Consider the following 24,477-nt stretch of genomic DNA (forward strand, 5'->3'; position numbering starts at 1 on the left):
CCCCCACCGTTTCGGGTGGAGGTTTTTGGGATAAGCCCCTGGCGGTAACCTGTTGCAGCCTGCGATCTTCGATCGCGGCAGCAAGCGTTCTCAAACGCCACAAAGACGAAGGCCTCCCCGGATGGGGAGGCCTTCCAGGATAAAGCCCCTGGCGGTGACCTGTTGCGGGTCGCGACCTGCGGTCGCCACAGCAACGCGCAGGCAAGAAAAAACCCCCACCGTTTCGGGTGGAGGTTTTTTGGGATAAAGCCCCTGGCGGTGACCTACTCTTGCATGGCAAAGCCACACTACCATCGGCGCATGCGCGTTTCACTTCTGAGTTCGGGATGGGATCAGGTGGTACCACGCCGCTATGGCCGCCAGGGAAGGGGTGCGAGTAGCGCTGTAGAGCGCCAACTCGGCAACTTTGAGAGTCCGGCCACGAATGGCCGGTTTTGCTCTCGCGTGAGACGGATCTCACGTGAAATAAGGGTGTAAACGAGTGACAAGCGTCGAGGTGAATTCGAATCAGACAAGCTTCGAGGAACGTACGAAGCGTCTTGGGGTTATATGGTCAAGCCTCACGGCTCATTAGTATCAGTTAGCTCCATGCATTGCTGCACTTCCACACCTGACCTATCAACCACCTAGTCTTGATGGTGCCTTAAGGAGAGTCAAGCTCTCGGGAGATCTCATCTTGGGGCGTGCTTCCCGCTTAGATGCTTTCAGCGGTTATCACTTCCGTTCGTAGCTACCGGGCAATGCCATGGGCATGACAACCCGAACACCAGCGGAACGTCCACTCCGGTCCTCTCGTACTAGGAGCAGCCCCCCTCAAATCTCCAACGCCCACGACAGATAGGGACCGAACTGTCTCACGACGTTCTGAACCCAGCTCGCGTACCACTTTAAATGGCGAACAGCCATACCCTTGGGACCGGCTACAGCCCCAGGATGTGATGAGCCGACATCGAGGTGCCAAACACCGCCGTCGATATGAACTCTTGGGCGGTATCAGCCTGTTATCCCCGGAGTACCTTTTATCCGTTGAGCGATGGCCCTTCCATACAGAACCACCGGATCACTATGACCTACTTTCGTACCTGCTTGATCCGTCGATCTCGCAGTCAAGCACGCTTATGCCATTGCACACAGTGCGCGATGTCCGACCGCGCTGAGCGTACCTTCGTGCTCCTCCGTTACTCTTTGGGAGGAGACCGCCCCAGTCAAACTACCCACCATACACGGTCCCTGACCCGGATTACGGGCCTAGGTTAGAACGTCAAGCACTTCAGGGTGGTATTTCAAGGTTGGCTCCACACAAACTGGCGTCTGCGCTTCAAAGCCTCCCACCTATCCTACACAGAAGAACTCAACGTTCAGTGTAAAGCTATAGTAAAGGTTCACGGGGTCTTTCCGTCTTGCCGCGGGAACGCTGCATCTTCACAGCGAATTCAATTTCACTGAGTCTCGGGTGGAGACAGCGCCGCTGTCGTTACGCCATTCGTGCAGGTCGGAACTTACCCGACAAGGAATTTCGCTACCTTAGGACCGTTATAGTTACGGCCGCCGTTTACTGGGGCTTCGATCAAGAGCTTCGCCTTGCGGCTGACCCCATCAATTAACCTTCCAGCACCGGGCAGGCGTCACACCCTATACGTCCACTTTCGTGTTTGCAGAGTGCTGTGTTTTTGATAAACAGTCGCAGCGGCCAGGTTACTGCGACCCATCGACGCTCAGTCACGCACGTGACCACGTCAATGGGCGCACCTTCTCCCGAAGTTACGGTGCCATTTTGCCTAGTTCCTTCACCCGAGTTCTCTCAAGCGCCTTGGGATTCTCACCCTGCCTACCAGTGTCGGTTTGCGGTACGGTTTTTCCATAGCTGAAGCTTAGTGGCTTTTCCTGGAAGCGTGGTGTTAGTCACTTCGCCCAATAGGGCTCGTCTCGGTGCTCGGCATAAAGGGTCCCGGATTTGCCTAAGACCCATGCCTACCGCCTTTCCCCGGGACAACCAACGCCCGGTAGACCTAACCTTCTCCGTCCCCACATCGCACTATGGAAAAGTGCAGGAATATTAACCTGCTTCCCATCGACTACGCATTTCTGCCTCGCCTTAGGGGCCGACTCACCCTGCGCCGATGAACGTTGCGCGAGGAAACCTTGGGCTTTCGGCGTGGGGGCTTTTCACCCCCATTATCGTTACTCATGTCAGCATTCGCACTTCCGATACCTCCAGCAGACTTTACAATCCACCTTCACAGGCTTACGGAACGCTCCTCTACCGCGTACACATAAATGTGCACACCCCGAGCTTCGGTGCATAGCTTAGCCCCGTTAAATCTTCCGCGCAGACCGACTCGACCAGTGAGCTATTACGCTTTCTTTAAAGGGTGGCTGCTTCTAAGCCAACCTCCTGGCTGTCTATGCCTTTCCACATCGTTTTCCACTTAGCTATGACTTTGGGACCTTAGCTGCGGGTCTGGGTTGTTTCCCTTTTCACGACGGACGTTAGCACCCGCCGTGTGTCTCCCGTGTAGTACGTGTTGGTATTCGGAGTTTGCCATGGTTTGGTAAGTCGCGATGACCCCCTAGCCATAACAGTGCTCTACCCCCAACAGTATTCGCACGAGGCGCTACCTAAATAGCTTTCGAGGAGAACCAGCTATCTCCGAGTTTGTTTAGCCTTTCACTCCTATCCTCAGCTCATCCCCATCTATTGCAACAGATGTGGGTTCGGTCCTCCAGTGCGTGTTACCGCACCTTCAACCTGGCCAAGGATAGATCACTCGGTTTCGGGTCTACTGCCAGAGACTATGCGCCCTATTCAGACTCGATTTCTCTTCGCCTCCCCTATACGGTTAAGCTTGCCACTGACAGTAAGTCGCTGACCCATTATACAAAAGGTACGCAGTCACCCAATGAAGGGCTTCCACTGCTTGTACGTATACGGTTTCAGGGTCTATTTCACTCCCCTCTCCGGGGTTCTTTTCGCCTTTCCCTCACGGTACTAGTTCGCTATCGGTCAGTCAGTAGTATTTAGCCTTGGAGGATGGTCCCCCCATGTTCAGACAAGGTTTCACGTGCCCCGCCTTACTCAATTTCACACAAAATGCCTTTTCGTCGACTGGGCTATCACCATCTATGGCCGGGCTTTCCATCCCGTTTGACTAAAACATAATGTGCTTTTGGGCTAGTCCCCGTTCGCTCGTCGCTACTCAGGGAATCTCGGTTGATTTCTTTTCCTCCGGGTACTTAGATATTTCAGTTCCCCGGGTTCGCCCTGCATGGCTATGTATTCACCATGCAGTACTCCTTGCGGAGTGGGTTTCCCCATTCGGACATTGCCGGATCAAAGCTTGTTGCCAGCTCCCCGACACTTTTCGCAGGCTGCCACGTCCTTCATCGCCTCTGACTGCCAAGGCATCCACCGTATACGCTTAGTCGCTTGACCATATAACCCCAAGTCGCCTCGGGGCCAACACCCTCATCAGGTGCAGCCAAGTTACTTCGTTTTCGTGCCTTAACACTTGTCTCGGTTCGGTTCGAACCAAGACGCTTGTCACTCGTTTACTTGTTTTCAAAGAACATCACGCCGGCCTCAATGCCGGATGATTTCAAATCTTTTGTGTGCTGATACTTTACGCGCCGGACCAAACCATGGTGGAGCCTATCGGGATCGAACCGATGACCCCCTGCTTGCAAAGCAGGTGCTCTCCCAGCTGAGCTAAGGCCCCAAGGAATCCTTGGAATAATGGTGGGTCTGGGTGGACTCGAACCACCGGCCTCACCCTTATCAGGGGTGCGCTCTAACCACCTGAGCTACAGACCCAGAGATCGAGCCCCAGAACCTACACCAGCCTGCCTGGAAGCTAATCCGAAGCGGCTTTTGTTGAAGAGTCCGGCCCATGGATGGTCGGTTTTGCTCTTCGCAAAAGGGACTTTGCGTAAAGTACAGGTGTCTTGTGTGGACGTCTTGCGAGGAGAGCTCGCGACCGTCTTTTCTCGAAAGGAGGTGATCCAGCCGCACCTTCCGATACGGCTACCTTGTTACGACTTCACCCCAGTCATGAACCACTCCGTGGTCGTCGTCCTCCTTGCGGTTAGACTAACGGCTTCTGGAGCAACTCACTCCCATGGTGTGACGGGCGGTGTGTACAAGGCCCGGGAACGTATTCACCGCGGCATAGCTGATCCGCGATTACTAGCGATTCCGACTTCACGAAGTCGAGTTGCAGACTTCGATCCGGACTGGGATCGGCTTTCTGGGATTGGCTCCACCTCGCGGTATTGCAACCCTCTGTACCGACCATTGTAGTACGTGTGTAGCCCTGGCCGTAAGGGCCATGATGACTTGACGTCATCCCCACCTTCCTCCGGTTTGTCACCGGCAGTCTCCTTAGAGTTCCCACCATTACGTGCTGGCAACTAAGGACAAGGGTTGCGCTCGTTGCGGGACTTAACCCAACATCTCACGACACGAGCTGACGACAGCCATGCAGCACCTGTGTTCTGATTCCCGAAGGCACTCCTCGATCTCTCAAGGATTCCAGACATGTCAAGGCCAGGTAAGGTTCTTCGCGTTGCATCGAATTAAACCACATACTCCACCGCTTGTGCGGGCCCCCGTCAATTCCTTTGAGTTTCAGTCTTGCGACCGTACTCCCCAGGCGGCGAACTTAACGCGTTAGCTTCGACACTGATCTCCGAGTTGAGACCAACATCCAGTTCGCATCGTTTAGGGCGTGGACTACCAGGGTATCTAATCCTGTTTGCTCCCCACGCTTTCGTGCTTCAGCGTCAGTGTTGTCCCAGATGGCCGCCTTCGCCACTGATGTTCCTCCCGATCTCTACGCATTTCACCGCTACACCGGGAATTCCACCATCCTCTGACACACTCTAGCTGTCCAGTATCCATCGCCATTCCCAGGTTGAGCCCGGGGATTTCACGACAGACTTAAACAACCGCCTACGCACCCTTTACGCCCAGTAATTCCGATTAACGCTTGCACCCTTCGTATTACCGCGGCTGCTGGCACGAAGTTAGCCGGTGCTTATTCCTCAGGTACCGTCAGCCCCACCGGTTATTAACCAGTAGTATTTCGTTCCTGATAAAAGTGCTTTACAACCCGAAGGCCTTCTTCACACACGCGGCATTGCTGGATCAGGCTTGCGCCCATTGTCCAATATTCCCCACTGCTGCCTCCCGTAGGAGTCTGGGCCGTGTCTCAGTCCCAGTGTGGCTGATCATCCTCTCAGACCAGCTATCGATCGTCGCCTTGGTAGGCCATTACCCTACCAACTAGCTAATCGAACATCGGTCCGTCCAACCGCGCGAGGCCCGAAGGTCCCCCGCTTTCTCCCGTAGGACGTATGCGGTATTAGCGTAAGTTTCCCTACGTTATCCCCCACGTCTGGGTAGGTCCCGATGCATTACTCACCCGTCCGCCACTCGCCACCCACAGAGCAAGCTCTGCTGTGCTGCCGTTCGACTTGCATGTGTTAGGCATGCCGCCAGCGTTCAATCTGAGCCAGGATCAAACTCTTCACTTAAGTTTTCGACAACCTCACCCTCGCGGGCTCGGCCATCTATCTTTCCGAAGCGTATGTCCCAACCAACAAACTCATTACTGTGTTTCTTTGGTTGGACGCTTGCATTTCTATGGACAGGTCGTAACCCTCCATCGCAAGACGTCCACACAATTCACCTGCGCACACTGTCAAAGATCAATCACTTGCCACCGATTTCTCGATCGCCCCGAGGACGTTTCGTCCTAGGTGAGCCGCCCATTCTACATCGCTTTTTACGACCGTCAACACCTTCGTTGANCCAGGATCAAACTCTTCACTTAAGTTTTCGACAACCTCACCCTCGCGGGCTCGGCCATCTATCTTTCCGAAGCGTATGTCCCAACCAACAAACTCATTACTGTGTTTCTTTGGTTGGACGCTTGCATTTCTATGGACAGGTCGTAACCCTCCATCGCAAGACGTCCACACAATTCACCTGCGCACACTGTCAAAGATCAATCACTTGCCACCGATTTCTCGATCGCCCCGAGGACGTTTCGTCCTAGGTGAGCCGCCCATTCTACATCGCTTTTTACGACCGTCAACACCTTCGTTGAAGCTTTTTTGAAGGTCCCAGCGGTCCGTCAAGCAACGTTGGGCGACTGCGGGACGCGAATAATAAGAGCTGCCGGTTTTTTGGCAAGCATTACTTGATAAGTATTTTGCAGATGTGGCGCAAATAGCTGAGCAGGGGCGGAATTTTCTTTTTCCTGCGTGCCGCCGCGACCACCTTCTCTGCCCGGATGGCGTATCGATCAGGCTTGAATGAGCTTTATCCGTGCAAAGTTGCGCTTGCCCACCTGCAGTACGCCTTCAAAACCAATGGTGAAGATATGTTGCGGGTCTTCCACGACCTCGGCATCAATCCGAACGGCGCGCTCCTTGAGCTTGCGAGTGGCTTCGGAATTGCTCGCGGTGAGGCCGGCCGCGGTAAGCAATGCTGCAAGGCGTATGCCCTCGGCCGGCACGACAAGGTCGGTCTGCGGAAGCAGCGAGGTATCACCCTCGCCGCGCACCACGGCATGCCAGCCGGCGATCGCCAGTTCCGCCGCCGCGGCGCCATGGAAGCGCGTAGCCAACTCGCGCGCCAGCCGCAGCTTGGCGTCGCGCGGATTGAGCGCACCGCCGGCGATCTCCTTCTTCATGGTTGCCAGCTCGTCCAGCGACACGTCGAAACTGAGCAACTCGAACCAGCGCCACATCAGCTCATCGCCGATCTTCATGGTCTTGGTAACCATGTCGATTGCCGGTTCGTTGATCCCGATGTAATTGCCGAGCGACTTGGACATCTTGTTGACGCCATCCAGGCCTTCCAGCAACGGCATGGTCAGCACGATCTGCGGCATTTGACCGTGGTGCTCCTGCAGCGCGCGACCCATCAGCAAGTTGAATTTCTGATCGGTGCCGCCGAGTTCGACGTCGGCCTTCAGCGCAACTGAGTCGTAACCCTGCACCAGCGGATACAGGAATTCGTGGATCGCGATCGGCTGCTGTGCCGCGTAACGTTTGGTGAAATCGTCGCGTTCAAGCATGCGCGCCACAGTGTGCTGCGCGGCAAGCTTGATCATGTCCGCTGCCGACATTTGACCAAACCACTCGGAATTGAAGCGCAGCTCGGTGCGCTCCTTATCCAGCACCTTGTAGACCTGCTCGGCATAGGTCTCTGCATTGGCCAGCACATCCTCGCGGGTGAGCGGCTTGCGGGTGACATTCTTGCCAGTGGGATCGCCAATCATGCCGGTGAAGTCGCCAATCAGGAAGATCACCTGATGGCCCAAGTCCTGAAATTGGCGCATCTTGTTCAGCAAGACGGTATGACCCAGGTGCAGATCCGGCGCTGTCGGGTCGAAGCCCGCCTTGATTCGCAAGGGGCGCCCACTTTTCAAGCGCTCGGCCAGATCCTCCCGCTTGATGATTTCGTCGGCGCCACGCGCAATCGTGGCCAGCGCCTGCTCAAGCTCGCTCATGCATTTCTCTCAAAGTTACCGTGGGGCGGGCATCCGCCGGAAAACCCGGCCGTGCTGTCGCCGTTAATTGTGTGTTAACCAGGAATGTCGTGCAAACCCTTGATGGAAAAGGCGTTGACGCCATTTACACATGACCGCTATGGTACGCGCAGTTTGTTACTTTGTACCGCGGGGCGTTCATAGCATGGCTGAAGAAAAGCAGGGCGCGCGGCTTGGCCGCAAGCTGGCGATCTGTCGCAAGGCACAGCGTCGGCACTCCCACTTCTACGAGCGCTGCTCGCACTGGTCGTTCAACCGTTCGGGCGAGATCGAACCCATCCGCTGGCATCGCGAACGCCTCGTTCTCGCCGGTACCGCACTTCTGATTACCCTGCTTTCCGGTTTCATCATGCCCGCGTGGGCCAGCGCGATGCGTCCTGCCCCGACGCCCGAGATACATTCTCTGTTGCCGCTGGCGCTGCCAAAGGTGGCACCGATCAACGCCACCGCCGCCACCGTGGACGACTGGCAGGTCGTGCGGGTGCAGCCGGGGCAGACGCTGTCGGATATCTTCAATGCCCGCGGCCTCGGCATGGCCGACCTGCAGAAGGTGATGGACGCCGCCGGTACTGCAAAATCCGCGCTGCACAACATACGTCCAGGCCAGGAATTCGATTTCCTGATTGGCAGCGACGGTAGCCTCAATGGCTTCCGATTTGACCAGGATCAGGCCAGCCGAGCCATCGTTCGCCTCGACGGCGCGCAGCCCATCGTTTCCATCCAGCGGCGCGACATGGACCTGCGCGAGCAGGTGGCACATGGCGTCATTCGCAGCAGCCTGTATGCGGCCGGCGACCAGGCCGGCATGGATGCGGCGATGGTCGGCAAGCTTGCCGATCTGTTCAAGTATGACGTCGATTTCGTGCAGGACTTGCGCCTCGGCGACAGCTTCACGGTGATCTATGACGACATCTACCGTGACGGCGTGCGCTACGGCGAGGGCAACATCATCGCCGCCGAGTTCATCAACCAGGGCAAACGCTACACCGCCTATCGCTTCAAGAAGGCCGACGGCGACTACGGCTGGTTCAGCGAGGATGGCCGGCCGATCCAGAAGTCCTTCCTGCGCATTCCGGTTGACTTTACCCGCATCTCCTCGACCTTCAGCGTGGCACGCCTGCATCCGATCCTGGGTCGCATGCGCGCGCACAAGGGTGTTGATTACGCGGCGCCCAGCGGCACGCCGATCCATGCCGCGGGCGATGGCGTGATCAAGTACCACGGCTGGGAGCGCGGCTACGGCAACTTCGTGGTGGTCCAGCACAGCAACACGATCAGCACCGCCTACGGACACATGTCGCGCTTCGTGAAGGGTCAGCACGTCGGCGAGCACGTACGGCAAGGCGAGGTCATCGGCTACGTCGGCATGACCGGTCTGGCCACTGGCCCGCATCTGCATTACGAATTCCGCGTCAACGGTGCGCAACGCAACCCGCAGACGGTGACGTTGCCGCAACCCGAGCCCCTGCCGACCGCCCAGCTGGCGCGGTTCAAGGCGCAGGTGGTAGGGCCTCAGCTGGCGCGGCTGACCGAGCTTGATGCCCGCATCAAGCTGGCCCGCACGAACGCTCCCGCCAACAACGACAACTGAGCGCAACGCACGCGTGAATGACGCCTCGGCGCCCTATCTCGGGCTGATCTCCGGCACCAGCGCCGACAGCATCGATGCGGTGCTGGTCAGTTTCAGTCGCAGCGTGCCGCAGTTGCTGGCCAGTCACGCCCTTCCATGGCCACCGACCTTGCGCGACCGCATGCTCGCGCTGGCACAAGGCGAAGCAGCGCTGGATGTGGATGCGTTTGGACGGCTGGACGTCGAAATCGGATGCTGCTTCGCCGACGCCGCCCTGCAGTTGCTTGAGCAAAGCGGTACCGCGGCGCAAGACGTGCGGGCGATCGGTTCGCACGGCCAGACCTTGCGCCACCGCCCCACCGGCGCCTACCCGTTCACGCTGCAACTGGGCGATCCCAGCGTCATTGCCGAGCGTTGCCGCATTGATGTGGTGGCGGATTTCCGCCGCGCCGACATCGCCGCTGGCGGGCAGGGTGCGCCGCTGCTGCCTGCGCTGCACGCGATGCTGCTGGGCCGACCGGGCTTCGCGCGAGTGGTGCTCAATCTCGGCGGCATTGCCAATATCACAGTACTCGGCAGCGATGGCAGCGTGCGCGGCTTCGACACGGGTCCGGCCAACGGCCTGCTCGATGCCTGGTGCCAGCGTCATCGAGGCGAACCGTTCGACCGCGACGGCGCGTTTGCGTCGAGCGGCCATGTCAGCCCCGGCCTGCTCGATGCGATGCTGACCGACTCCTATTTCGCGTTGCCGCCACCGAAGAGTACCGGACGTGAACACTTCCATCTGGATTGGCTCGCCACCCATGCGCAGCTGGCTGCACTGACACCGGCCGATGTGCAAGCAACGTTGCTGGAGCTTACCGCTCGCAGCGTGGTCACCGCGATCACCCAACAGGCGCCGACGGCAGAAGAGATCCTGGTCTGCGGCGGTGGCGTGCACAACGTTGCGTTGATGCGGCGACTGGGCGAACTGCTGGCTCCGCGCATCGTGCTCAGCACGTCGCGCTACGGCATCGATCCGGATTTCCTCGAAGCCACCGCTTTTGCGTGGCTGGCGCGACGGCGCCTGCTCGGCCTACCCGGCAACCTGCCGGCGGTGACCGGGGCGGTTGGGCCACGGGTATTGGGGGCAATCTACTCCGCACCCGCTCCAGACTCACCAAACCGGATACTTTCCGGCGCCAGCTGAGTCGGGTGGGTCTGCGCCAAGGCATGCAGCGCTTCCTGGAATACGCCTTGTTCCGCCGCCTCCCAATGCCCACCCAGCTGGGTCAGCGCCTGCGGATCGCACAGAGTTTCGCTGAACTGTTGCGCGGCCGACATACCCAGGCCATTGCGCAAGGCATACAGCAAGACATCATTGATCGACCACTGCCTATCTCTCGCCAGCGCCTTGACGCGCTCGGCCAGCAGGCTGTCGACGTGTTGCAAGATCATGTCCGGCACAAGCGTCACTCCATGTTGCACATGCCCCTGTAGCACCGGATGGTTGCACAGCCACGGCGCAACCAAGCGTCGCGACCACGATTTCGTGGACGACTTGGCAGTTGCACTGTGAACACCGCCACGCCGGCCTTGCACCGACGCAATGCGGATATGCCGAAGGGCTAACTCGCCGCCTCGGCGCTCGCGCGCTCGCGTTCGAAGCTGCGGAAGCGTGGCCACAGGCAGGCAAACAGCAACATGGCAGGCAGCACCGCCAGCACCGTGATGATGAAATAGCCGCCGTAGCCGGTTGCCGTGGCGATACCGCCGGCAAAGAAACCCAGCAGTTTGCCCGGCAGGTTGACCAGCGAACTCAGCAAGGCATATTGCGTGGCGGTATGCCGACGGTTGACCAGCGAAGAGAGGAACGCCACGGTCGGCGGACCCAGCATGCCGAGAGTGAGGTTCTCGCCCGAGATCACCAGGGTCAGCACCACCAGATTGGCCGGATGCGCGATCAGCAACAGGTACAGCAAGTTGCTGCAACCGCATAGCACGATGGTGACTCCAAGTGGGCGCCACGCCCCCCACCGGGCCACTGCGGCGCCGCCGATGAACACGCCGACGATGCCGATCCAGATTCCGTAGATTTTGGTGACCGCGCCGATCTCGGTCTTCGAAAAGCCCATGTCACGGTAGAACGGGCTCATGATGCCGCCGATGGTGGCCTGCTCGGGCATCTTGAACAGCAGAAGGAACAGCAGGATGACGCCGGCCAGCACCCAGCCGTAACGGTGGAAAAAGTCGGCGAACGGATCGATCACGCTCTCACGCATCGCGTCGCGCCAGCGCGCGGGCCGACTGCGCAATACGTCCGGCTCGCGCGCCATCAGCGTGGTCGCCACCGGCACCACCATCACCACTGCCATTGCCGCATATACCAGCCGCCATGACACATGGTCGGCCAGGATCAGCGCCACCGCACCGGCCAGCAGCAAGCCGATCCGGTAGCCCAGCGAATAGGTAGCGACCAGCGCACCCTGTGCCTCGATCGGTGCAATCTCGATGCGATAGGCGTCCACCGCAATGTCCTGGGTTGCGCCGAACAACGCCACCAACAGCGTGGCAATCACGAACGGCACCAGCAGCGCCGGCGTCAACAAGGCCATCGCCAGCAGGCCGGCAACTACGCCCAACTGCGCGAACAGCAGCCACCCGCGGCGCTGTCCTAGCCGGGCGAAACCGGGGATCCGCCAGTGATCGAGCAACGGTGCCCACACGAACTTGAGCGCGTACGCCATGCCGGCGCTGGCGATCATCGTGATGTCCTTCAGCACGATGCCGTTTTCCTTCAGCCAGTATGCCAGCGTGCCGGCCACCAGCAGAAACGGCAACCCGGAGGAGAAGCCGAACAGGAACATCGTCCACGCCGCCGGCTGGGCGAACGCTCGCCACACCGACGGCTTCACCGGCCTGGGCGCCAGCGGCTCAGTCGGCATAGTCGACGGTGTAGGGCGCGTGGTCGGAGAAGCGCTCGCCGCGGTAGACCGAACAATCCTTCAGTCGATCGCGCAGCAACGGCGTGCAGACCTGGTAATCGATGCGCCAACCCACGTTGTTCGCGCGCGCCTGGCCTCGATTCGACCACCAGGTGTATTCAACCGCGTCCGGCTTGATCGCGCGGAAACTGTCGACCCAACCGCGCTGCTGGAACAACAGGTCCAGCCATGCGCGTTCTTCCGGCAGGCAGCCGGAGTTCTTCTGGTTGGACGACCAGTTCTTGATGTCGTTCTTCGTGTGCACGATGTTCCAGTCGCCGCAAATGACGTAGTCGCGGCCGCTCGCCAGCCACTTGTCGAAGATCGGCGTGATCCACTCCATCGCCTTGAACTTGAATCGCTGGCGCTCGTCGCCGGAGGAGCCGGACGGGAAATACAGCGAGACCACGCTGAGGTTGCCAAAGCGCGCCTCGATGTAGCGACCCTCGTTGTCGAACTCGTCCCAGCCCAGTTCGGTCAGCACCTGGTCGGGCTCGCGCTTCGCGTAGATCGCCACGCCGCTGTAACCCTTCTTGCTGCTGGCATCGCGGTAGAAGCAGTGGTGGCCGTCGGGGCGAAACATGGCGTCGGCAAGCTGGTGCTCCTGCGCCTTGGTCTCCTGCAGGCAGACCACGTCGGCCTCCTGCTTGCGCAACCACTCGAACACACCCTTGTTCGCGGCTGAACGGATGCCGTTGGCGTTGAGGCTGATGATGCGCATGGGCTCTCCCGATCTCGTGATGCGTGATCATAACAACCGGGCTACCCTGCGATCGCCGGTGGAAACGAATATGCACGAACATCCCACCCTCTGCGTCATCCAGGTCGACGCCAAACTGCATCCCTCGTTGCTCGGCCTGCGCGTGCTGCCGGTACAGCGTGATTGGGTCGGCGCGATCGCCGACCTGCTCGCCGATGTCGCGCTGTGCCCCGGCAACGAACCGATGGCGATACTGAAGGGCGACACGCCGATCGGCTACTACTGCATCGAACCCACGGCTCGCAGCGTGGCCGGACGCGATTTCGAATTGCCGTCGCTGGGCCTGCGCGGGTTCTTCATCGATGCCACCTGGCAAGGCCGAGGGCTGGGCAAACAGGCATTGCAGGCGATGCTCGTCGACCTCGCCCGGCGCCACCCCGACGCACGCCAGCTGGCATTGACGGTTAACTGCAACAACCACGCTGCCCTGCAGCTGTATCTGCGCACCGGCTTCCATGACAGCGGCGAGCTGTACCATGGCGGTCGTTCTGGCCCCCGGCACCTATTGCTGCGGCCGCTACCCTGATTCCCATTGTTTGCGAGACGACCCGTGCACGAATACCAGCGCGACTTCATCGAACTCACCCTGCAGCGCGAGGTGCTGCGCTTCGGCGAATTCACCCTGAAATCCGGCCGTCAGAGCCCGTACTTCTTCAACATGGGGCGGATCGACTCGGGCGCCGCGCTGGCCCGGCTCGGCCGTGCCTATGCCGCCGCCGTGGTGAATGCCGGCATCGCGGTGGACATGTTGTTCGGTCCTGCCTACAAGGGCATCGCGCTGGCCGCCGCCACCGCCATCGCACTGGCCGAGCAGCACCAGCGCGACCTGCCGTGGGCGTACAACCGCAAGGAGGCGAAGGATCACGGCGAGGGCGGGGTGCTGGTCGGCGCACCACTCAAGGGTCGCGTGCTGATCGTCGACGACGTGATGACCGCCGGCACCGCGGTGCGCGAATCACTGGCGCTGATCCGCGCGAACGGCGCGGAGCCGGCCGGCGTGCTGATCGCGCTGGATCGGCAGGAGCGCGGCCAGGGCGAGCGCTCCGCCGCGCAAGAAGTGGCCGCGGACTATGGCATCCCGGTGATTGCGATCACCAGTCTGGACGATGTGCTGGCCTATGCCGGTGAGCACCCCCGACTGGCTGCCGAGCACGCGCGCCTGCTTACCTATCGTGAACGCTACGGGGTACAGCACATTGGTTCACCCACAGGCCCGTAAACTCCAGCGAACCCGATCACAGTGGCAATCGTTGCCGCGGGTACAGAGCTAGGCAGCGCGATGACGATGGCTATACTGGGAAACAAGGGGGAATTCATGCGCAAGTCACTGCTCGTTTTTGCTGTCGTCATGCTGGTTGCCAGCCTGTCGGCGCACGCTCAAAACACCGGCAACATCCGCTACAAATGGTATGACGGGCAGGGCCTGATGCACTTCAGCGACAGCCTGACCGCCGATGCGATGAAGTACGGCTACGACCTGGTCAACGACCGGGGCCTGGTGGTGCAGCACGTGCCGCGCCAGTTGAACGCCCAGGAACGCGCCGCCGCCAACAAGCTGGCCACCGAAGAGGCCGCGAAGCAGCGCGCCGCGCAGGAAATCGTCAACGCCGAAACGCAGATGCTGGAGGCCTATCCGGACGAAGAGTCCTACAAGATCTCGCAACAGCAGACGCTGGACACCATCGACCAGCAGATCCACACGACCCAGATCAACCTGCGCAGCCAGGAAAAGGCGCTGACCGATCTGCTCGGCCGCGCAGCCGAAATGGAGAATGCCAAACAGCCGGTACCCAAGTACCTGGCCGACAGCATTGCCCAGCAACGCGGCGTCGTCACCGAGCAGCGCAATACGCTGCATCGTCAGCAGGCCTTGCGCGCGCAGACCGTGCAACTGCAGGCCAAGCAGCTGGTGCGCTATCGCGAACTCAAGGCGGCACAAGCGCAATCGCAACAGTAGGCGAGGCGTCAGCTCTGCGGGGAGCGGACGATTGGCGGTGGCGGGAGCTTCCTCGCCTACCCTGAGGACATCTTCTCGCTGCGGGAGGAATCATCTGGAGCGGGCCTCGACTTCGTCGGAGCCCGCAGCATTCAGAAAGGCAGCTTGAGTTTGAAATCCACCGCCAGCAACTGCTTGCGGAAGAACTGCTGGATCCGCTTCAACGCCGCCACATTGTCCGCCTCGAAACGCAGTACCAGCACCGGCGTGGTATTGGATGCGCGCACCAGACCCCAGCCATCCGGCCAGTCTGCGCGCAACCCGTCGATGGTGATCAGGGTGGCATCGTCGAAGTTCGCCTGCTGCCGCAACTTGTCCATGAAGCGATAGTGCTCGCCCTCTTCCAGCTCGACCTTCAGCTCGGGGGTGGACACGCTGGTCGGCAACGTCGCGAAGATCTCTTCCGGGCTGCGCCCCTGCAGATCGCCGGCAAGTATCTCCAGCAATCGCGCGGCGGCATAGATGCCATCGTCGAAGCCATACCAGCGCTCCTTGAAGAAGAAATGCCCGCTCATCTCGCCGGCCAGTTCGGCACCGGTCTCGCGCATCTTTGCCTTGATCAGCGAATGACCGGTGCGCCACATCAACGGGCTGCCGCCGGCATCGAGGATCTGGCCCTTCAGATGGCTGGTGCACTTGACGTCATAGATCACGGTGGCGCCGGGCTGGCGCGACAGCACGTCACGCGCGAACAACATCAGCAGGCGATCCGGATAGATGATCTCGCCGGACTGCGTCACCACGCCCAGGCGATCGCCGTCACCGTCGAAGGCGATGCCCAGGTCGGCACCGGTCTGCTTCACCGACAGGATCAGGTCCTCCAGGTTATGCGGGTCCGATGGATCCGGATGGTGATTCGGAAAACTGCCGTCGACGTCGCAGTACAGCGGGATCACCTCGCAACCGACGCCCTCCAGCACCTGTGGCGCAATCGCACCGGGAATGCCGTTGCCGCAGTCGACCACGATCTTCAGGCGGCGCTCGGCCAGCACATCGGAAACGATTTTCTCGATGTAGTCGGGCGCCACGTCGACTTGGCGCAGGCCGCCCTGGCCACCGCTTTCCAGCGCACCGCTGGCGATGCGTTGGTACAGGTCCTGGATCGCGCCCTCGGACAAGGTCTCACCCCCGACCACGATCTTGAAACCGTTGTAGTCCGGCGGGTTGTGGCTGCCGGTGACGGCCACACCGCAGCCGGTGTTGAAGCGATAGGCGGCGTAATAGACCACCGGCGTGGGCACCGCGCCGATGTCGATCACGTCAATGCCGGCCGCGCGCAAGCCATCAGCCAGCGCACCGGCCAGCTCCGGTCCGGACAGGCGGCCATCGCGGCCCACGACGATTTCGCGCAGGCCTTTCTCGCCCATCAACGTGCCGATCGACTGGCCAAGTGCGTACGCAACTTCCTTGTTCAAGGTCTTGCCGACCACGCCGCGCACGTCGTACGCACGGAAGATGCTCGGATCCACATTGATCGTCGGATTGACCGGGGTCACCGGTGGCGGGGCAGCTGATGGCGTCGCTGGTTTGGTCAATCCCGGGATATTCTCGATTCTCGCAGGCAATGCCACTTCCTGGGGTTCGTCTGCCGGTGTCTCACGCAAACGCAGCCGCAGACGCAACAGGAAGCCACCGGCACCCAACCCCAACAGAGCCAGCAACGCCGTCAGGGGCCACACCCGCGGCAACACGATGAAGGCGCTTGGCAGACCGGCGCCGACACTGAACATACTGCCGGCGACCGGCTTGCTGGTCGCTTCGGCTTCGGCCGATGCGGCGCCGTGGGAAAACAGCTGTACGTTGCCGTGCTCATCGCCCTGGCGCAGATCCAGGCGGCCACCGGCCGGCGAGATCGCGTCGAAACGTTGCCGCAGTGGCGCGAAGGGCAGCTCGATCCACGCCCATGCCTGGGCCTGCTGTGGTGGCCCCAGTGGCATCACCAGGCTCAGCCGGCGATCGCCGCCATAGGAAACGCTCTGCACCAGCGGTACGCCCTCGGCGCTTTGCGCGGCCATCAACTGGGCCGCCTTGGCGTAGCCGAACTCGCGGTAATTGGCCTTTAGCACCTCGTTCAGATCGCCGCTGTACAACTCCAGCTTTATTGCCTGGGGCAACTGCTGGCGCAGCGCCGCGGCAGATTGCACCGGGTCACTCATCAGGGTGGACGGATCCAGGGTGCCCAGTACTTTTTCGACCGTGCCGCGCTGCCTGGCAACCTCGTCGGACATCGCCTGCACGGCTTGGCCCTGGGCGACATGGACCCGCTCGATGGCACTGCCTTCATCGGCGATCAGCCAGGTCTGCCACACGCAGAACAACCCCAGCAGGAGCAGGGCAGTGCCGCCAGCCAGCGGCAACAGCGCATGCCAGTCGACCTGCACGTTGCGCAGCCGTTCTTTCGCGATGTTCAACGCCATACCCGTCCCCACGGCTGTGCCTGCGCGCGAGCCCGACTGGTTTCGGACCCGCGCCTGTTCATTGGATACCGGTCGAGCCAAACCCGCCGCTGCCGCGTTCGCTCGGCGCAAAATCGGTCACGACACTCAGCCGCGCCTGCGCCACCGGCACCAGTAACAACTGGGCGATCCGGTCGCCCACTGCGATGGTGTACGACTGCGTGCCGCGATTCCAGCATGAAATCATCAACGGTCCCTGGTAGTCGGCGTCGATCACCCCGACCAGGTTGCCCATCACCAGGCCGTGCTTGTGGCCCAGTCCCGAACGCGGCACGATCAACGCGCACCAGCCGGGGTCGCCGATATGGATCGCGATGCCACTGGGCACCAACGCACTTTCGCCCGGCGCCAGCGTCAGCGGCGTCGCCAGTGCAGCACGCAGGTCCATGCCTGCGCTGCCGATCGTGGCAGCCTGCGGCAACGGAATGCTGTCGCCGAGTCGCGGATCGAGAATCTTCAGTTCGATGTCGAGGGTCTGCCGGCCGCTCATCGACGCGTCGCCCGGTAGCGTTCGGCCACGTGGGCAATCAACTGCCGTGCCAGCTCCGGCTTGGCCGCTCGTGGCAGCTCTACCGCACCGTCGGCCCAGTACAACGTCAACGCATTGTCGGCGGCCTCGAAGCCGAGTCCGCTCCCCACCTGATTGGCCGCAATCATGTCCAGCCCCTTGTGCTGCAGCTTGCCTTGCGCATAGCTGGCCACATCATGGGTCTCCGCGGCGAATCCGACCAGGAACGGGTGCGCGATTTGCGCCGACAGGCTGGCGAGAATGTCGGGATTCTCGCTGAGCCGCAGCGTCAGGCTGGCGCCATCATGCTTCTTCAGCTTGGTCGCGGAGACATCCTGCGGGCGGTAATCGCCCACGGCCGCCGCACCGATATAGATGTCTGCCTGCGCCGCGGCCTCAAGCACCGCCGCATGCATCTGCGCCGCACTGCGCACGTCGATGCGCCGCGTTATACCCGAAGGCGTAGCCAGGCTCACCGGTCCGGCCACCAAGGTCACCGTGGCGCCGGCGGCCGCGGCCGCCGCGGCCGCCGCAAAACCCATCCGCCCGGAACTGCGGTTGCCGATGAAACGCACGGGGTCGATGTCCTCGTAGGTCGGCCCGGCACTGATCAGCACATTCAGGCCGGCCAGGACGCCGTTGCCGAATGAAGCCAGCAGCGCATCGCGCAATTCATGCGGTTCCAGCATGCGCCCGCTGCCGACATCACCGCAGGCCTGGTCGCCAACGGCTGGCCCCAGCAGGTGGGCGCCGCGCTGACGCAGGGTGTCGACGTTGGCCTGCACCGATGGATGCGCCCACATCTGCTGGTTCATCGCGGGCGCCAGATACAGCGGCGCGGCGCTGGCCAGACACAGCGTGGTCAGCAGGTCGTCGGCCAGACCGTGCGCCAGCCGCGCCAGCAGGTCCGCACTGGCCGGCGCAACCACAATGCGTTCGGCCCAGCGCGCCAGTTCGATATGACCCATCGCCGCCTCGGCCTGTGCATCCCACAGGCTCACCCGCACGTCCTGGCCGGATAGCGCCTGGAACGTGGTCGGGCTGACAAAATGGGTGGCGCCCTCGGTCATCACCACGCGCACTTCGGCATCGAGGTCACGCAGGCGTCGAACCAGTTCGCAGGACTTGTAGGCGGCGATGCCGCCGGACACTCCCAGCAGAATGCGGCGTTGGGCAAGACTCATGTAAGACGGGCCTGACAATCGGGCAGAGCCGTAGCTTACCGGATTCATTCACCCTCGCCGCTGCCTTGCGGGGACGCGCTCCGGCAAGTTGCGATCATGAGTATCCGCGACTGGCCTGAAGGGGAACGCCCCCGCGAAAAACTGCTGGCACGCGGCAGCGCCTCGCTGTCCGACGCCGAGTTGCTGGCGGTACTGCTGGGTAGCGGCAGCCGTGGCAAGGACGCCATTGCGCTGGGACGAGAATTGATCGCCAACGCTGGCAGCCTGGGCGCGCTATTGGCCTGCCCCGAGCAGCAGATCCGTGCCGGTGGGCTGGGTCCGGCCAAGCGCGCGCGGATCGCCGCCGCGCTGGAGCTGGCTCGACGCAGCCTGGCCGAGCAATTGCTGGCAAAGCCCAGCCTGGGTAACCCGCGCGACAGCGGCGATTACCTGCGCGCCCGACTGCGGCACCTGCCGTACGAGGTGTTCGGTTGTCTGTATCTGGACAACCGCCACCGCGTGCTGGCATTCGAGGAACTGTTCCGCGGCACCGTCGACGGCGCCAGCGTGCATCCGCGCGAGGTGGTGCGGGCTTGTCTGCAGCACAATGCCTGCGCCGTGATCTTCGCCCACAACCACCCTTCCGGCGTGGCCGAGCCGAGCGCGGCCGACCGCGCGATCACCCACGAGCTGCGCGATGCGCTGCAGCTGGTCGGGGTGCGTGTGCTCGACCATATGGTGATCGGCAGCGGCGAGCCTGTATCGATGGCGGCTCGCGGCCTGCTCTGAGTGCCAACCGCGGCCACAAAAAAACGGCGTGGAATGATCCACGCCGCAGGGCCGATTTGGGAGGGGGAGAGAGCGGCGTCTCCGGTGCCGTTTCATGGAGGGGAGTCATGTCCAGGCCTCGCCAGTGTCGCAGCGCCGCATGACGAACCGATGACATGTGGAGTTCGCATGAAGTGCCGCCAAGTCGCCGATACTTATGCACAAAATGAAGATACCGGCACTTGCCGGGCCTATCGTGCCTTTGACCATAAGTTGTAACTGCAATTATATGATATGTATGGATATATTATTGTGACAAGTTGATTTTTTACCTTCCGAGGCGGAGCTCGAACCGTCAGCTGCAGCTTTCCCCACAGACTTATCCACAAGGCACGCCACGCCGATGCATCAGGATTCGTGATCCCTACCCGCCGCACCGAATGGAGCCGGGGCTGCCGCGCCCGGCGCATCTCGCCCGCATGGCGGTCTGTTAGGATTGGCGGTTCCATCACGAAACCGATCCCATCCGTGAAAGAACAGCTGCGCGAACTGGTGCTGCAAGCGATCCAGGCCCTGCAAGACGATGCCACCCTGCCTGCCGACCTGACCCTGCCCGGGTTCGTGATCGAACGCGCACGCAGTCGCGAGCACGGTGATTTTGCCTGCAACGTGGCGATGCTGCTGGCCAAGCCGGCACGTGCCAAGCCACGCGAGCTGGCCGAGAAGCTGGTCGCTGCGCTGCCGGCCAACGGGCTGGTGGAAAAAGTGGAAATCGCCGGCCCCGGCTTCATCAACTTTCACCTGGCCGCCGGTGCCTATCACGGCGAAGTCCGCCGCATCATGGTGCAGGGTGATGCTTACGGTCGCAACGAAAGCGGAGCGGGCAAGACCATCGGCGTGGAATTTGTCTCGGCCAATCCGACCGGCCCGCTGCACGTGGGCCATGGTCGCGCCGCCGCAATCGGCGACTGCCTCAGCCGCCTGCTCGATGCCACCGGCTGGAACGTCAAGCGCGAGTACTACTACAACGATGCCGGCGTGCAGATCGCGAACCTGGCCATCTCGGTGCAGGCGCGCGCCCGCGGCATCACCCCGGACGACAGCAGCTGGCCGGACAGCGGCTACCGTGGCGACTACATCGCCGACGTGGCACGCGCCTACCTCGATCGCGAATCCGTGGTAGCCGATGGCGAGACGGTGACCGGCGCCGGCGATGTCGACGACCTCGACGCGATCCGCCACTTCGCCGTGGCCAGCCTGCGCCGCGAACAGGATCTCGACCTGCAGGCCTTCGGCGTCGCCTTTGACACCTATTTCCTGGAATCGTCGCTATACAGCGACGGCAAGGTGGAAGAGACCGTGCGCGAGCTGATTGCCCACGGCCACACCTTTGAGGAAGGCGGCGCGCTGTGGCTGCGCAGCACCGACTTTGGTGACGACAAGGACCGCGTGATGCGCAAGTCCGATGGCACCTACACCTATTTCCTACCTGACGTGGCTTATCACCTGAGCAAGTGGCAGCGCGGTTACCAGCGTGCGATCACCGAACTGGGTTCGGATCACCATGGCTCGCTGGCCCGCGTGAAAGCTGGTCTGCAGGCGCTGGATTGCGGCATCCCCAAGGGCTGGCCGGAATACGTGCTGCATCAGATGGTGACGGTGATGCGCGGCGGCGAGGAAGTGAAGATCTCCAAGCGCGCCGGCAGCTACGTCACCCTGCGCGACCTGATCGACGAAGTCGGCCGCGACGCCACGCGCTACTTCCTGATTGCACGCAAGTCCGATTCGCAACTGGTGTTCGACATCGACCTGGCCCGTTCGCAGAGCAACGACAACCCGGTCTACTACATCCAGTACGCGCATGCTCGCGTCTGCAGCGTGTTGCGTCAGGCACCGGAGAAGGGCTTCTCGTTCGACCTGCAGGACGGCCTCGCCAACCTTGCGCGGCTGGACAACGAGCACGAGCAGATCCTGCTGACCGAACTGTCGAAGTATCCGGAACTGGTCGATGCCGCCGCGGCGAACCTGGAGCCGCACCTGGTTGCCGCGTGGCTGCGTGAACTGGCCAATGCGTTCCACACCTACTACAACTCGCATCAGTTCCTGGTCGAGGACGCCGCGCTGCGCAACGCGCGCCTGGCGCTGGTGGTGGCGACCCGGCAAGTGTTGAAAAATGGCCTGCAATTGTTGGGCCTGAGCGCCCCGGAGAAGATGTAATGGCATCACGCAAGGGCAAGGGCCGGCAGGCCGTGCGCAATGGCAGCAACGGTTTTCCGGGTTGGGGCTACGCCGTCATCGGCGTGGTGATCGGCGCCATCCTGATGGCGGTGATGATGCGCGGCAGCCTGCTGACCAGCATGAACAAACCCAGCGGTCCGCAAGCCAACCCGCAGGCCACCGCCGAACGCGGCAGCGAGCCTGGCGTGGTTGAACCGGCGACCGGCGACAGCGCACCGAAGAAACCGCAATTCGATTTTTATTCGGTGCTGTCCGAGAAGGAAGTACGCATCCCCGACGCCGAGATCAGCGCGCAGGCGCGCGCCGAGCAACAGCAGAAGCAGCAGGCCGCGCAGTTGCAGGCCCAGCAACAGGCCGCTGCCCAGCAGGTGGCGGCAGCACCGCCGGCCAACACGCCGGCCGCGGTCAGCGAGAACATTGCGGCCGCTCCGGCTACGGCCGTACCGCAACCGGCTGCCGGCAGCGGCTATTTGCTGCAGGTCGGCGCGTTCCCGAACGCTGCCGATGCCGAGACCCTGAAGGCGAAGCTCGCCATGCAGGGCTTCGTCGCCAACGTGCAATCGGTCAACATCGGCGGGCAGAGCTACAACCGCGTGCGTCTGGGCCCATTCCGTTCGGCAACCGAACTGGAATCGACCAAGCGGCGGCTGGCCGGCGCGGGGATCAATGCGATTGCGCTGAAGGAAGGCAAATAGCGCGCAGCCTGCGCGCAACGAAACGGCGGCCGCGTAGGCGTGGCCTGTCCGGCCGCAACAACACCGATCCGCCGAGCGAGACTTTCCACATGACAACCAAGACCGCATGGATCACCGGCGCGACCTCCGGATTCGGCGCCGCCACCGTGGAGCGCTTCGTGGCCGGAGGCTGGCGGGTGATCGCCAGCGGCCGTCGCGCCGAACGGCTGCAGCAGCTGGTGGCGCAGCATGGTGCCGAGTGCGTGCATGCCACGGCGTTCGATGTCCGTAACGAAACGGCGATGCGCGCAGCGCACGCGAACCTGCCACCCGCGTTCGCCGGCATCGACCTGCTGGTCAACAACGCCGGCCTGGCGCTGGGCACCGCGCCGGCGCAGCAGGCAGACCTGGCGCAGTGGAAGCAGATGATCGACGTCAACGTCACCGCCCTGGTGACGCTGACCCACCTGCTGCTGCCGCAACTGATCGAGCGCCGCGGCGCGATCGTCAACATCAGCTCGATCGCAGGCAGCTACGCCTACCGCGGCGGCAACGTGTACGGCGGCACCAAGGCCTTCGTCACCCAGTTCTCGCAGAACCTGCGCAGCGACCTGCCCGGCAGCGGCGTGCGCGTGACCTCGATGGAGCCGGGCATGGCCGAGACCGAGTTCACCCTGGTGCGTACCGGCGGCGACCGGGTCGCCTCGGACCAGCTCTACGCCGGCGTCCATCCGATCACGGCCAGCGACATTGCCGACACGATCTGGTGGATCGCCAACCTGCCGCCGCACCTGAACATCAACCGCATCGAGGTGATGCCGGTCAGCCAGTCGGCGGCCGGTTTGCAGGTGCACCGCGACTGAGCCATCCGGCCCTGTTCACTGCATGAACCAGCCGTGGCTGACCACGATCGACTGACCGGTCAGCGCGGCGGACGGGAAGGTGGCCAGGTACAGCGCGGTCTGCGCGATGTCTTCGACGGTGGTGAACACACCGTCGACGGTGTCCTTCAGCATCACGTTCCTGATCACTTCGTCTTCCGTGATGCCGAGCTCTTTCGCCTGCTCGGGGATCTGCTTCTCCACCAGTGGCGTGCGCACGAAGCCGGGGCAGATCACATGCGAACGCACATTGTTCGGCGCGCCTTCCTTGGCCAGCGTGCGGGCCAGCCCGAGCAAGCCATGTTTGGCGGTGACGTAGGCGGATTTCAGCTTCGACGCTTCGTGCGAATGCACCGAACCCATGTAGATCACGATGCCGCCGCGGCTCTTGCCGGTGCCATCGCTCTTGTACATGTGCTTCAGCGCGGCCTTGGTGGTGAGGAAGCCGCCGTCCAGGTGAATCGCCAGCATCTTCTTCCAGTCGGCGAACGCGAACTGCTCGATCGGGTTGATGATCTGCACTCCGGCGTTGGAGATCAGGACGTCGAGATGGCCAAACGCGGCGACCACCTTGTCGGTGCCAGCGTTGACCGCATCCTCGCTGGTGACGTCCATCGCGATGCCGATCGCCTTGCCGCCCGCCGCATTGATCTCTGCCGCGACCGCATCCGCCGCCTGCTGGTTGATGTCGGCGATCGCCACGCTGGCGCCATTCTTCGCGTACAGCTCGGCAATTGCCTTGCCGAGGCCGCTGGCCGCGCCGGTGATCAGGGCGACCTTGCCGTTGAGACTTGTCATGACTGCTCCTTCAAGGATCCAGAGGGCTGGGGTTTCCTTCTCCCTTCGGGAGAAGGTGGCGCGAAGCGACGGATGAGGGTTCGGGATTGCGGAACATTCCGCTCCGGCCGAACCCTCATCCCTCTCACCCGCAGGGGGACTCCCTT

General features: G+C 62.0%; 17 protein-coding genes, 2 tRNA genes and 3 rRNA genes. 9 read left to right on the forward strand and 13 right to left on the reverse strand.

Translation table 11 applies throughout. The annotated features are described in order from the left end of the window. Positions 1-250: 250 nt before the first annotated feature. From rrf to tyrS, 6 genes are all read right to left on the reverse strand, one after another. Positions 251-364: ribosomal RNA gene (gene rrf, locus EAH75_RS14010) — 5S ribosomal RNA — on the reverse strand. A 185-nt stretch (positions 365-549) separates the two neighbouring features. After that, positions 550-3,433: ribosomal RNA gene (locus EAH75_RS14015) — 23S ribosomal RNA — on the reverse strand. Positions 3,434-3,640: 207 nt separating this feature from the next. Continuing rightward, a tRNA-Ala gene (locus tag EAH75_RS14020) sits at positions 3,641-3,716 on the reverse strand. Positions 3,717-3,734: 18 nt separating this feature from the next. Next, a tRNA-Ile gene (locus tag EAH75_RS14025) sits at positions 3,735-3,811 on the reverse strand. A gap of 176 nt (positions 3,812-3,987) precedes the next feature. Beyond that, positions 3,988-5,532: ribosomal RNA gene (locus EAH75_RS14030) — 16S ribosomal RNA — on the reverse strand. Together the 16S, 23S and 5S rRNA genes with 2 tRNA genes alongside form the textbook arrangement of a ribosomal RNA operon. 773 nt (positions 5,533-6,305) lie before the next feature. Then, on the reverse strand, positions 6,306-7,517 hold the full coding sequence (gene tyrS, locus EAH75_RS14035; protein ID WP_140651392.1) for a tyrosine--tRNA ligase: 1,212 nt from the start codon (positions 7,515-7,517) through the stop codon (positions 6,306-6,308). Positions 7,518-7,701: 184 nt separating this feature from the next. Between tyrS and EAH75_RS14040 the strand changes: the two genes are divergently transcribed. Both EAH75_RS14040 and EAH75_RS14045 read left to right on the forward strand, forming a co-directional pair. Continuing rightward, complete coding sequence (locus EAH75_RS14040; RefSeq protein WP_140651394.1) at positions 7,702-9,147, forward strand: OapA family protein; 1,446 nt, start codon at positions 7,702-7,704, stop codon at positions 9,145-9,147. Between the two features lie 13 nt (positions 9,148-9,160). After that, a complete protein-coding gene (locus EAH75_RS14045) occupies positions 9,161-10,315 on the forward strand; it encodes an anhydro-N-acetylmuramic acid kinase (RefSeq protein WP_140651396.1) in 1,155 nt (384 codons plus the stop codon). Here the strand turns inward: EAH75_RS14045 and EAH75_RS14050 are convergent. From EAH75_RS14050 to EAH75_RS14060, 3 genes are all read right to left on the reverse strand, one after another. Continuing rightward, a complete protein-coding gene (locus EAH75_RS14050; protein ID WP_240046200.1) occupies positions 10,261-10,563 on the reverse strand; it encodes a hypothetical protein in 303 nt (100 codons plus the stop codon). The two genes, EAH75_RS14045 and EAH75_RS14050, sit on opposite strands and share 55 nt — an antisense overlap. A 170-nt stretch (positions 10,564-10,733) precedes the next feature. Continuing rightward, positions 10,734-12,008: an AmpG family muropeptide MFS transporter gene (locus EAH75_RS14055; protein ID WP_428993515.1), complete on the reverse strand. Its 1,275-nt coding sequence runs from the start codon at positions 12,006-12,008 to the stop codon at positions 10,734-10,736. A gap of 31 nt (positions 12,009-12,039) precedes the next feature. Beyond that, positions 12,040-12,810, reverse strand: a complete 771-nt coding sequence (locus EAH75_RS14060; RefSeq protein WP_140651400.1) for an exodeoxyribonuclease III — start codon at positions 12,808-12,810, stop codon at positions 12,040-12,042. Positions 12,811-12,880: 70 nt separating this feature from the next. On the opposite strand from EAH75_RS14060, the gene EAH75_RS14065 reads away from it, so the two are divergent. From EAH75_RS14065 to EAH75_RS14075, 3 genes are all read left to right on the forward strand, one after another. Continuing rightward, complete coding sequence (locus EAH75_RS14065) at positions 12,881-13,375, forward strand: GNAT family N-acetyltransferase (protein ID WP_240046201.1); 495 nt, start codon at positions 12,881-12,883, stop codon at positions 13,373-13,375. A gap of 24 nt (positions 13,376-13,399) precedes the next feature. After that, the gene (pyrE, locus tag EAH75_RS14070; protein ID WP_140651402.1) at positions 13,400-14,068 is read left to right on the forward strand and encodes an orotate phosphoribosyltransferase; all 669 of its coding nucleotides are present in this window, start codon (positions 13,400-13,402) and stop codon (positions 14,066-14,068) included. A 96-nt stretch (positions 14,069-14,164) separates the two neighbouring features. Next, the gene (locus EAH75_RS14075) at positions 14,165-14,806 is read left to right on the forward strand and encodes a DUF4124 domain-containing protein (RefSeq protein ID WP_140651404.1); all 642 of its coding nucleotides are present in this window, start codon (positions 14,165-14,167) and stop codon (positions 14,804-14,806) included. A 131-nt stretch (positions 14,807-14,937) separates the two neighbouring features. On the opposite strand, the gene EAH75_RS19965 is transcribed toward EAH75_RS14075, so the two are convergent. The 3 genes from EAH75_RS19965 to coaBC are packed head-to-tail and all read right to left on the reverse strand — an operon-like array spanning position 14,938 to position 18,993. Continuing rightward, entirely contained in the window at positions 14,938-17,262 is a 2,325-nt protein-coding gene (locus tag EAH75_RS19965; RefSeq protein WP_140805911.1) for a phosphomannomutase/phosphoglucomutase, read from the reverse strand. 58 nt (positions 17,263-17,320) lie between these two features. After that, entirely contained in the window at positions 17,321-17,791 is a 471-nt protein-coding gene (gene dut, locus EAH75_RS14085; RefSeq protein ID WP_140651408.1) for a dUTP diphosphatase, read from the reverse strand. Then, entirely contained in the window at positions 17,788-18,993 is a 1,206-nt protein-coding gene (gene coaBC / locus EAH75_RS14090) for a bifunctional phosphopantothenoylcysteine decarboxylase/phosphopantothenate--cysteine ligase CoaBC (protein ID WP_140651410.1), read from the reverse strand. The genes dut and coaBC overlap by 4 nt, the downstream gene beginning before the upstream one ends. Positions 18,994-19,089: 96 nt before the next feature. Here coaBC and radC point away from each other — a divergent pair, with 96 nt between their 5' ends. From radC to EAH75_RS14110, 4 genes are all read left to right on the forward strand, one after another. Continuing rightward, positions 19,090-19,761 (forward strand): RadC family protein, encoded by a 672-nt coding sequence (gene radC / locus EAH75_RS14095; RefSeq protein WP_140805913.1) that lies wholly within the window; start codon positions 19,090-19,092, stop codon positions 19,759-19,761. A gap of 507 nt (positions 19,762-20,268) precedes the next feature. Continuing rightward, complete coding sequence (gene argS, locus EAH75_RS14100) at positions 20,269-21,957, forward strand: arginine--tRNA ligase (protein WP_140651414.1); 1,689 nt, start codon at positions 20,269-20,271, stop codon at positions 21,955-21,957. Further along, a complete protein-coding gene (locus EAH75_RS14105) occupies positions 21,957-22,673 on the forward strand; it encodes an SPOR domain-containing protein (RefSeq protein WP_140651416.1) in 717 nt (238 codons plus the stop codon). The genes argS and EAH75_RS14105 overlap by 1 nt, the downstream gene beginning before the upstream one ends. A gap of 89 nt (positions 22,674-22,762) precedes the next feature. Then, positions 22,763-23,515: an SDR family NAD(P)-dependent oxidoreductase gene (locus EAH75_RS14110; protein ID WP_140651418.1), complete on the forward strand. Its 753-nt coding sequence runs from the start codon at positions 22,763-22,765 to the stop codon at positions 23,513-23,515. Positions 23,516-23,530: 15 nt separating this feature from the next. Here EAH75_RS14110 and EAH75_RS14115 read toward each other — a convergent pair whose 3' ends face one another. Next, entirely contained in the window at positions 23,531-24,331 is an 801-nt protein-coding gene (locus EAH75_RS14115) for a 3-hydroxybutyrate dehydrogenase (RefSeq protein ID WP_140651421.1), read from the reverse strand. Between the last annotated feature and the right edge of the window lie 146 nt (positions 24,332-24,477).

This window comes from Rhodanobacter glycinis (assembly GCF_006438785.1).
Taxonomy (GTDB): Bacteria; Pseudomonadota; Gammaproteobacteria; order Xanthomonadales; family Rhodanobacteraceae; genus Rhodanobacter; species Rhodanobacter glycinis_A.

Bases quoted from the DNA above. Each gene is read 5' to 3' on its own strand.
- tyrS (WP_140651392.1), bottom strand. From the start codon at position 7,517: ATGAGCGAGCTTGAGCAGGCGCTGGCCACGATTGCGCGTGGCGCCGAC.
- EAH75_RS14040 (WP_140651394.1), top strand. From the start codon at position 7,702: ATGGCTGAAGAAAAGCAGGGCGCGCGGCTTGGCCGCAAGCTGGCGATC.
- EAH75_RS14050 (WP_240046200.1), bottom strand. From the start codon at position 10,563: ATGATCTTGCAACACGTCGACAGCCTGCTGGCCGAGCGCGTCAAGGCG.
- EAH75_RS14060 (WP_140651400.1), bottom strand. From the start codon at position 12,810: ATGCGCATCATCAGCCTCAACGCCAACGGCATCCGTTCAGCCGCGAAC.
- EAH75_RS14065 (WP_240046201.1), top strand. From the start codon at position 12,881: ATGCACGAACATCCCACCCTCTGCGTCATCCAGGTCGACGCCAAACTG.
- EAH75_RS14075 (WP_140651404.1), top strand. From the start codon at position 14,165: ATGCGCAAGTCACTGCTCGTTTTTGCTGTCGTCATGCTGGTTGCCAGC.
- EAH75_RS19965 (WP_140805911.1), bottom strand. From the start codon at position 17,262: ATGGCGTTGAACATCGCGAAAGAACGGCTGCGCAACGTGCAGGTCGAC.
- dut (WP_140651408.1), bottom strand. From the start codon at position 17,791: ATGAGCGGCCGGCAGACCCTCGACATCGAACTGAAGATTCTCGATCCG.
- coaBC (WP_140651410.1), bottom strand. From the start codon at position 18,993: ATGAGTCTTGCCCAACGCCGCATTCTGCTGGGAGTGTCCGGCGGCATC.
- radC (WP_140805913.1), top strand. From the start codon at position 19,090: ATGAGTATCCGCGACTGGCCTGAAGGGGAACGCCCCCGCGAAAAACTG.
- EAH75_RS14105 (WP_140651416.1), top strand. From the start codon at position 21,957: ATGGCATCACGCAAGGGCAAGGGCCGGCAGGCCGTGCGCAATGGCAGC.
- EAH75_RS14110 (WP_140651418.1), top strand. From the start codon at position 22,763: ATGACAACCAAGACCGCATGGATCACCGGCGCGACCTCCGGATTCGGC.
- EAH75_RS14115 (WP_140651421.1), bottom strand. From the start codon at position 24,331: ATGACAAGTCTCAACGGCAAGGTCGCCCTGATCACCGGCGCGGCCAGC.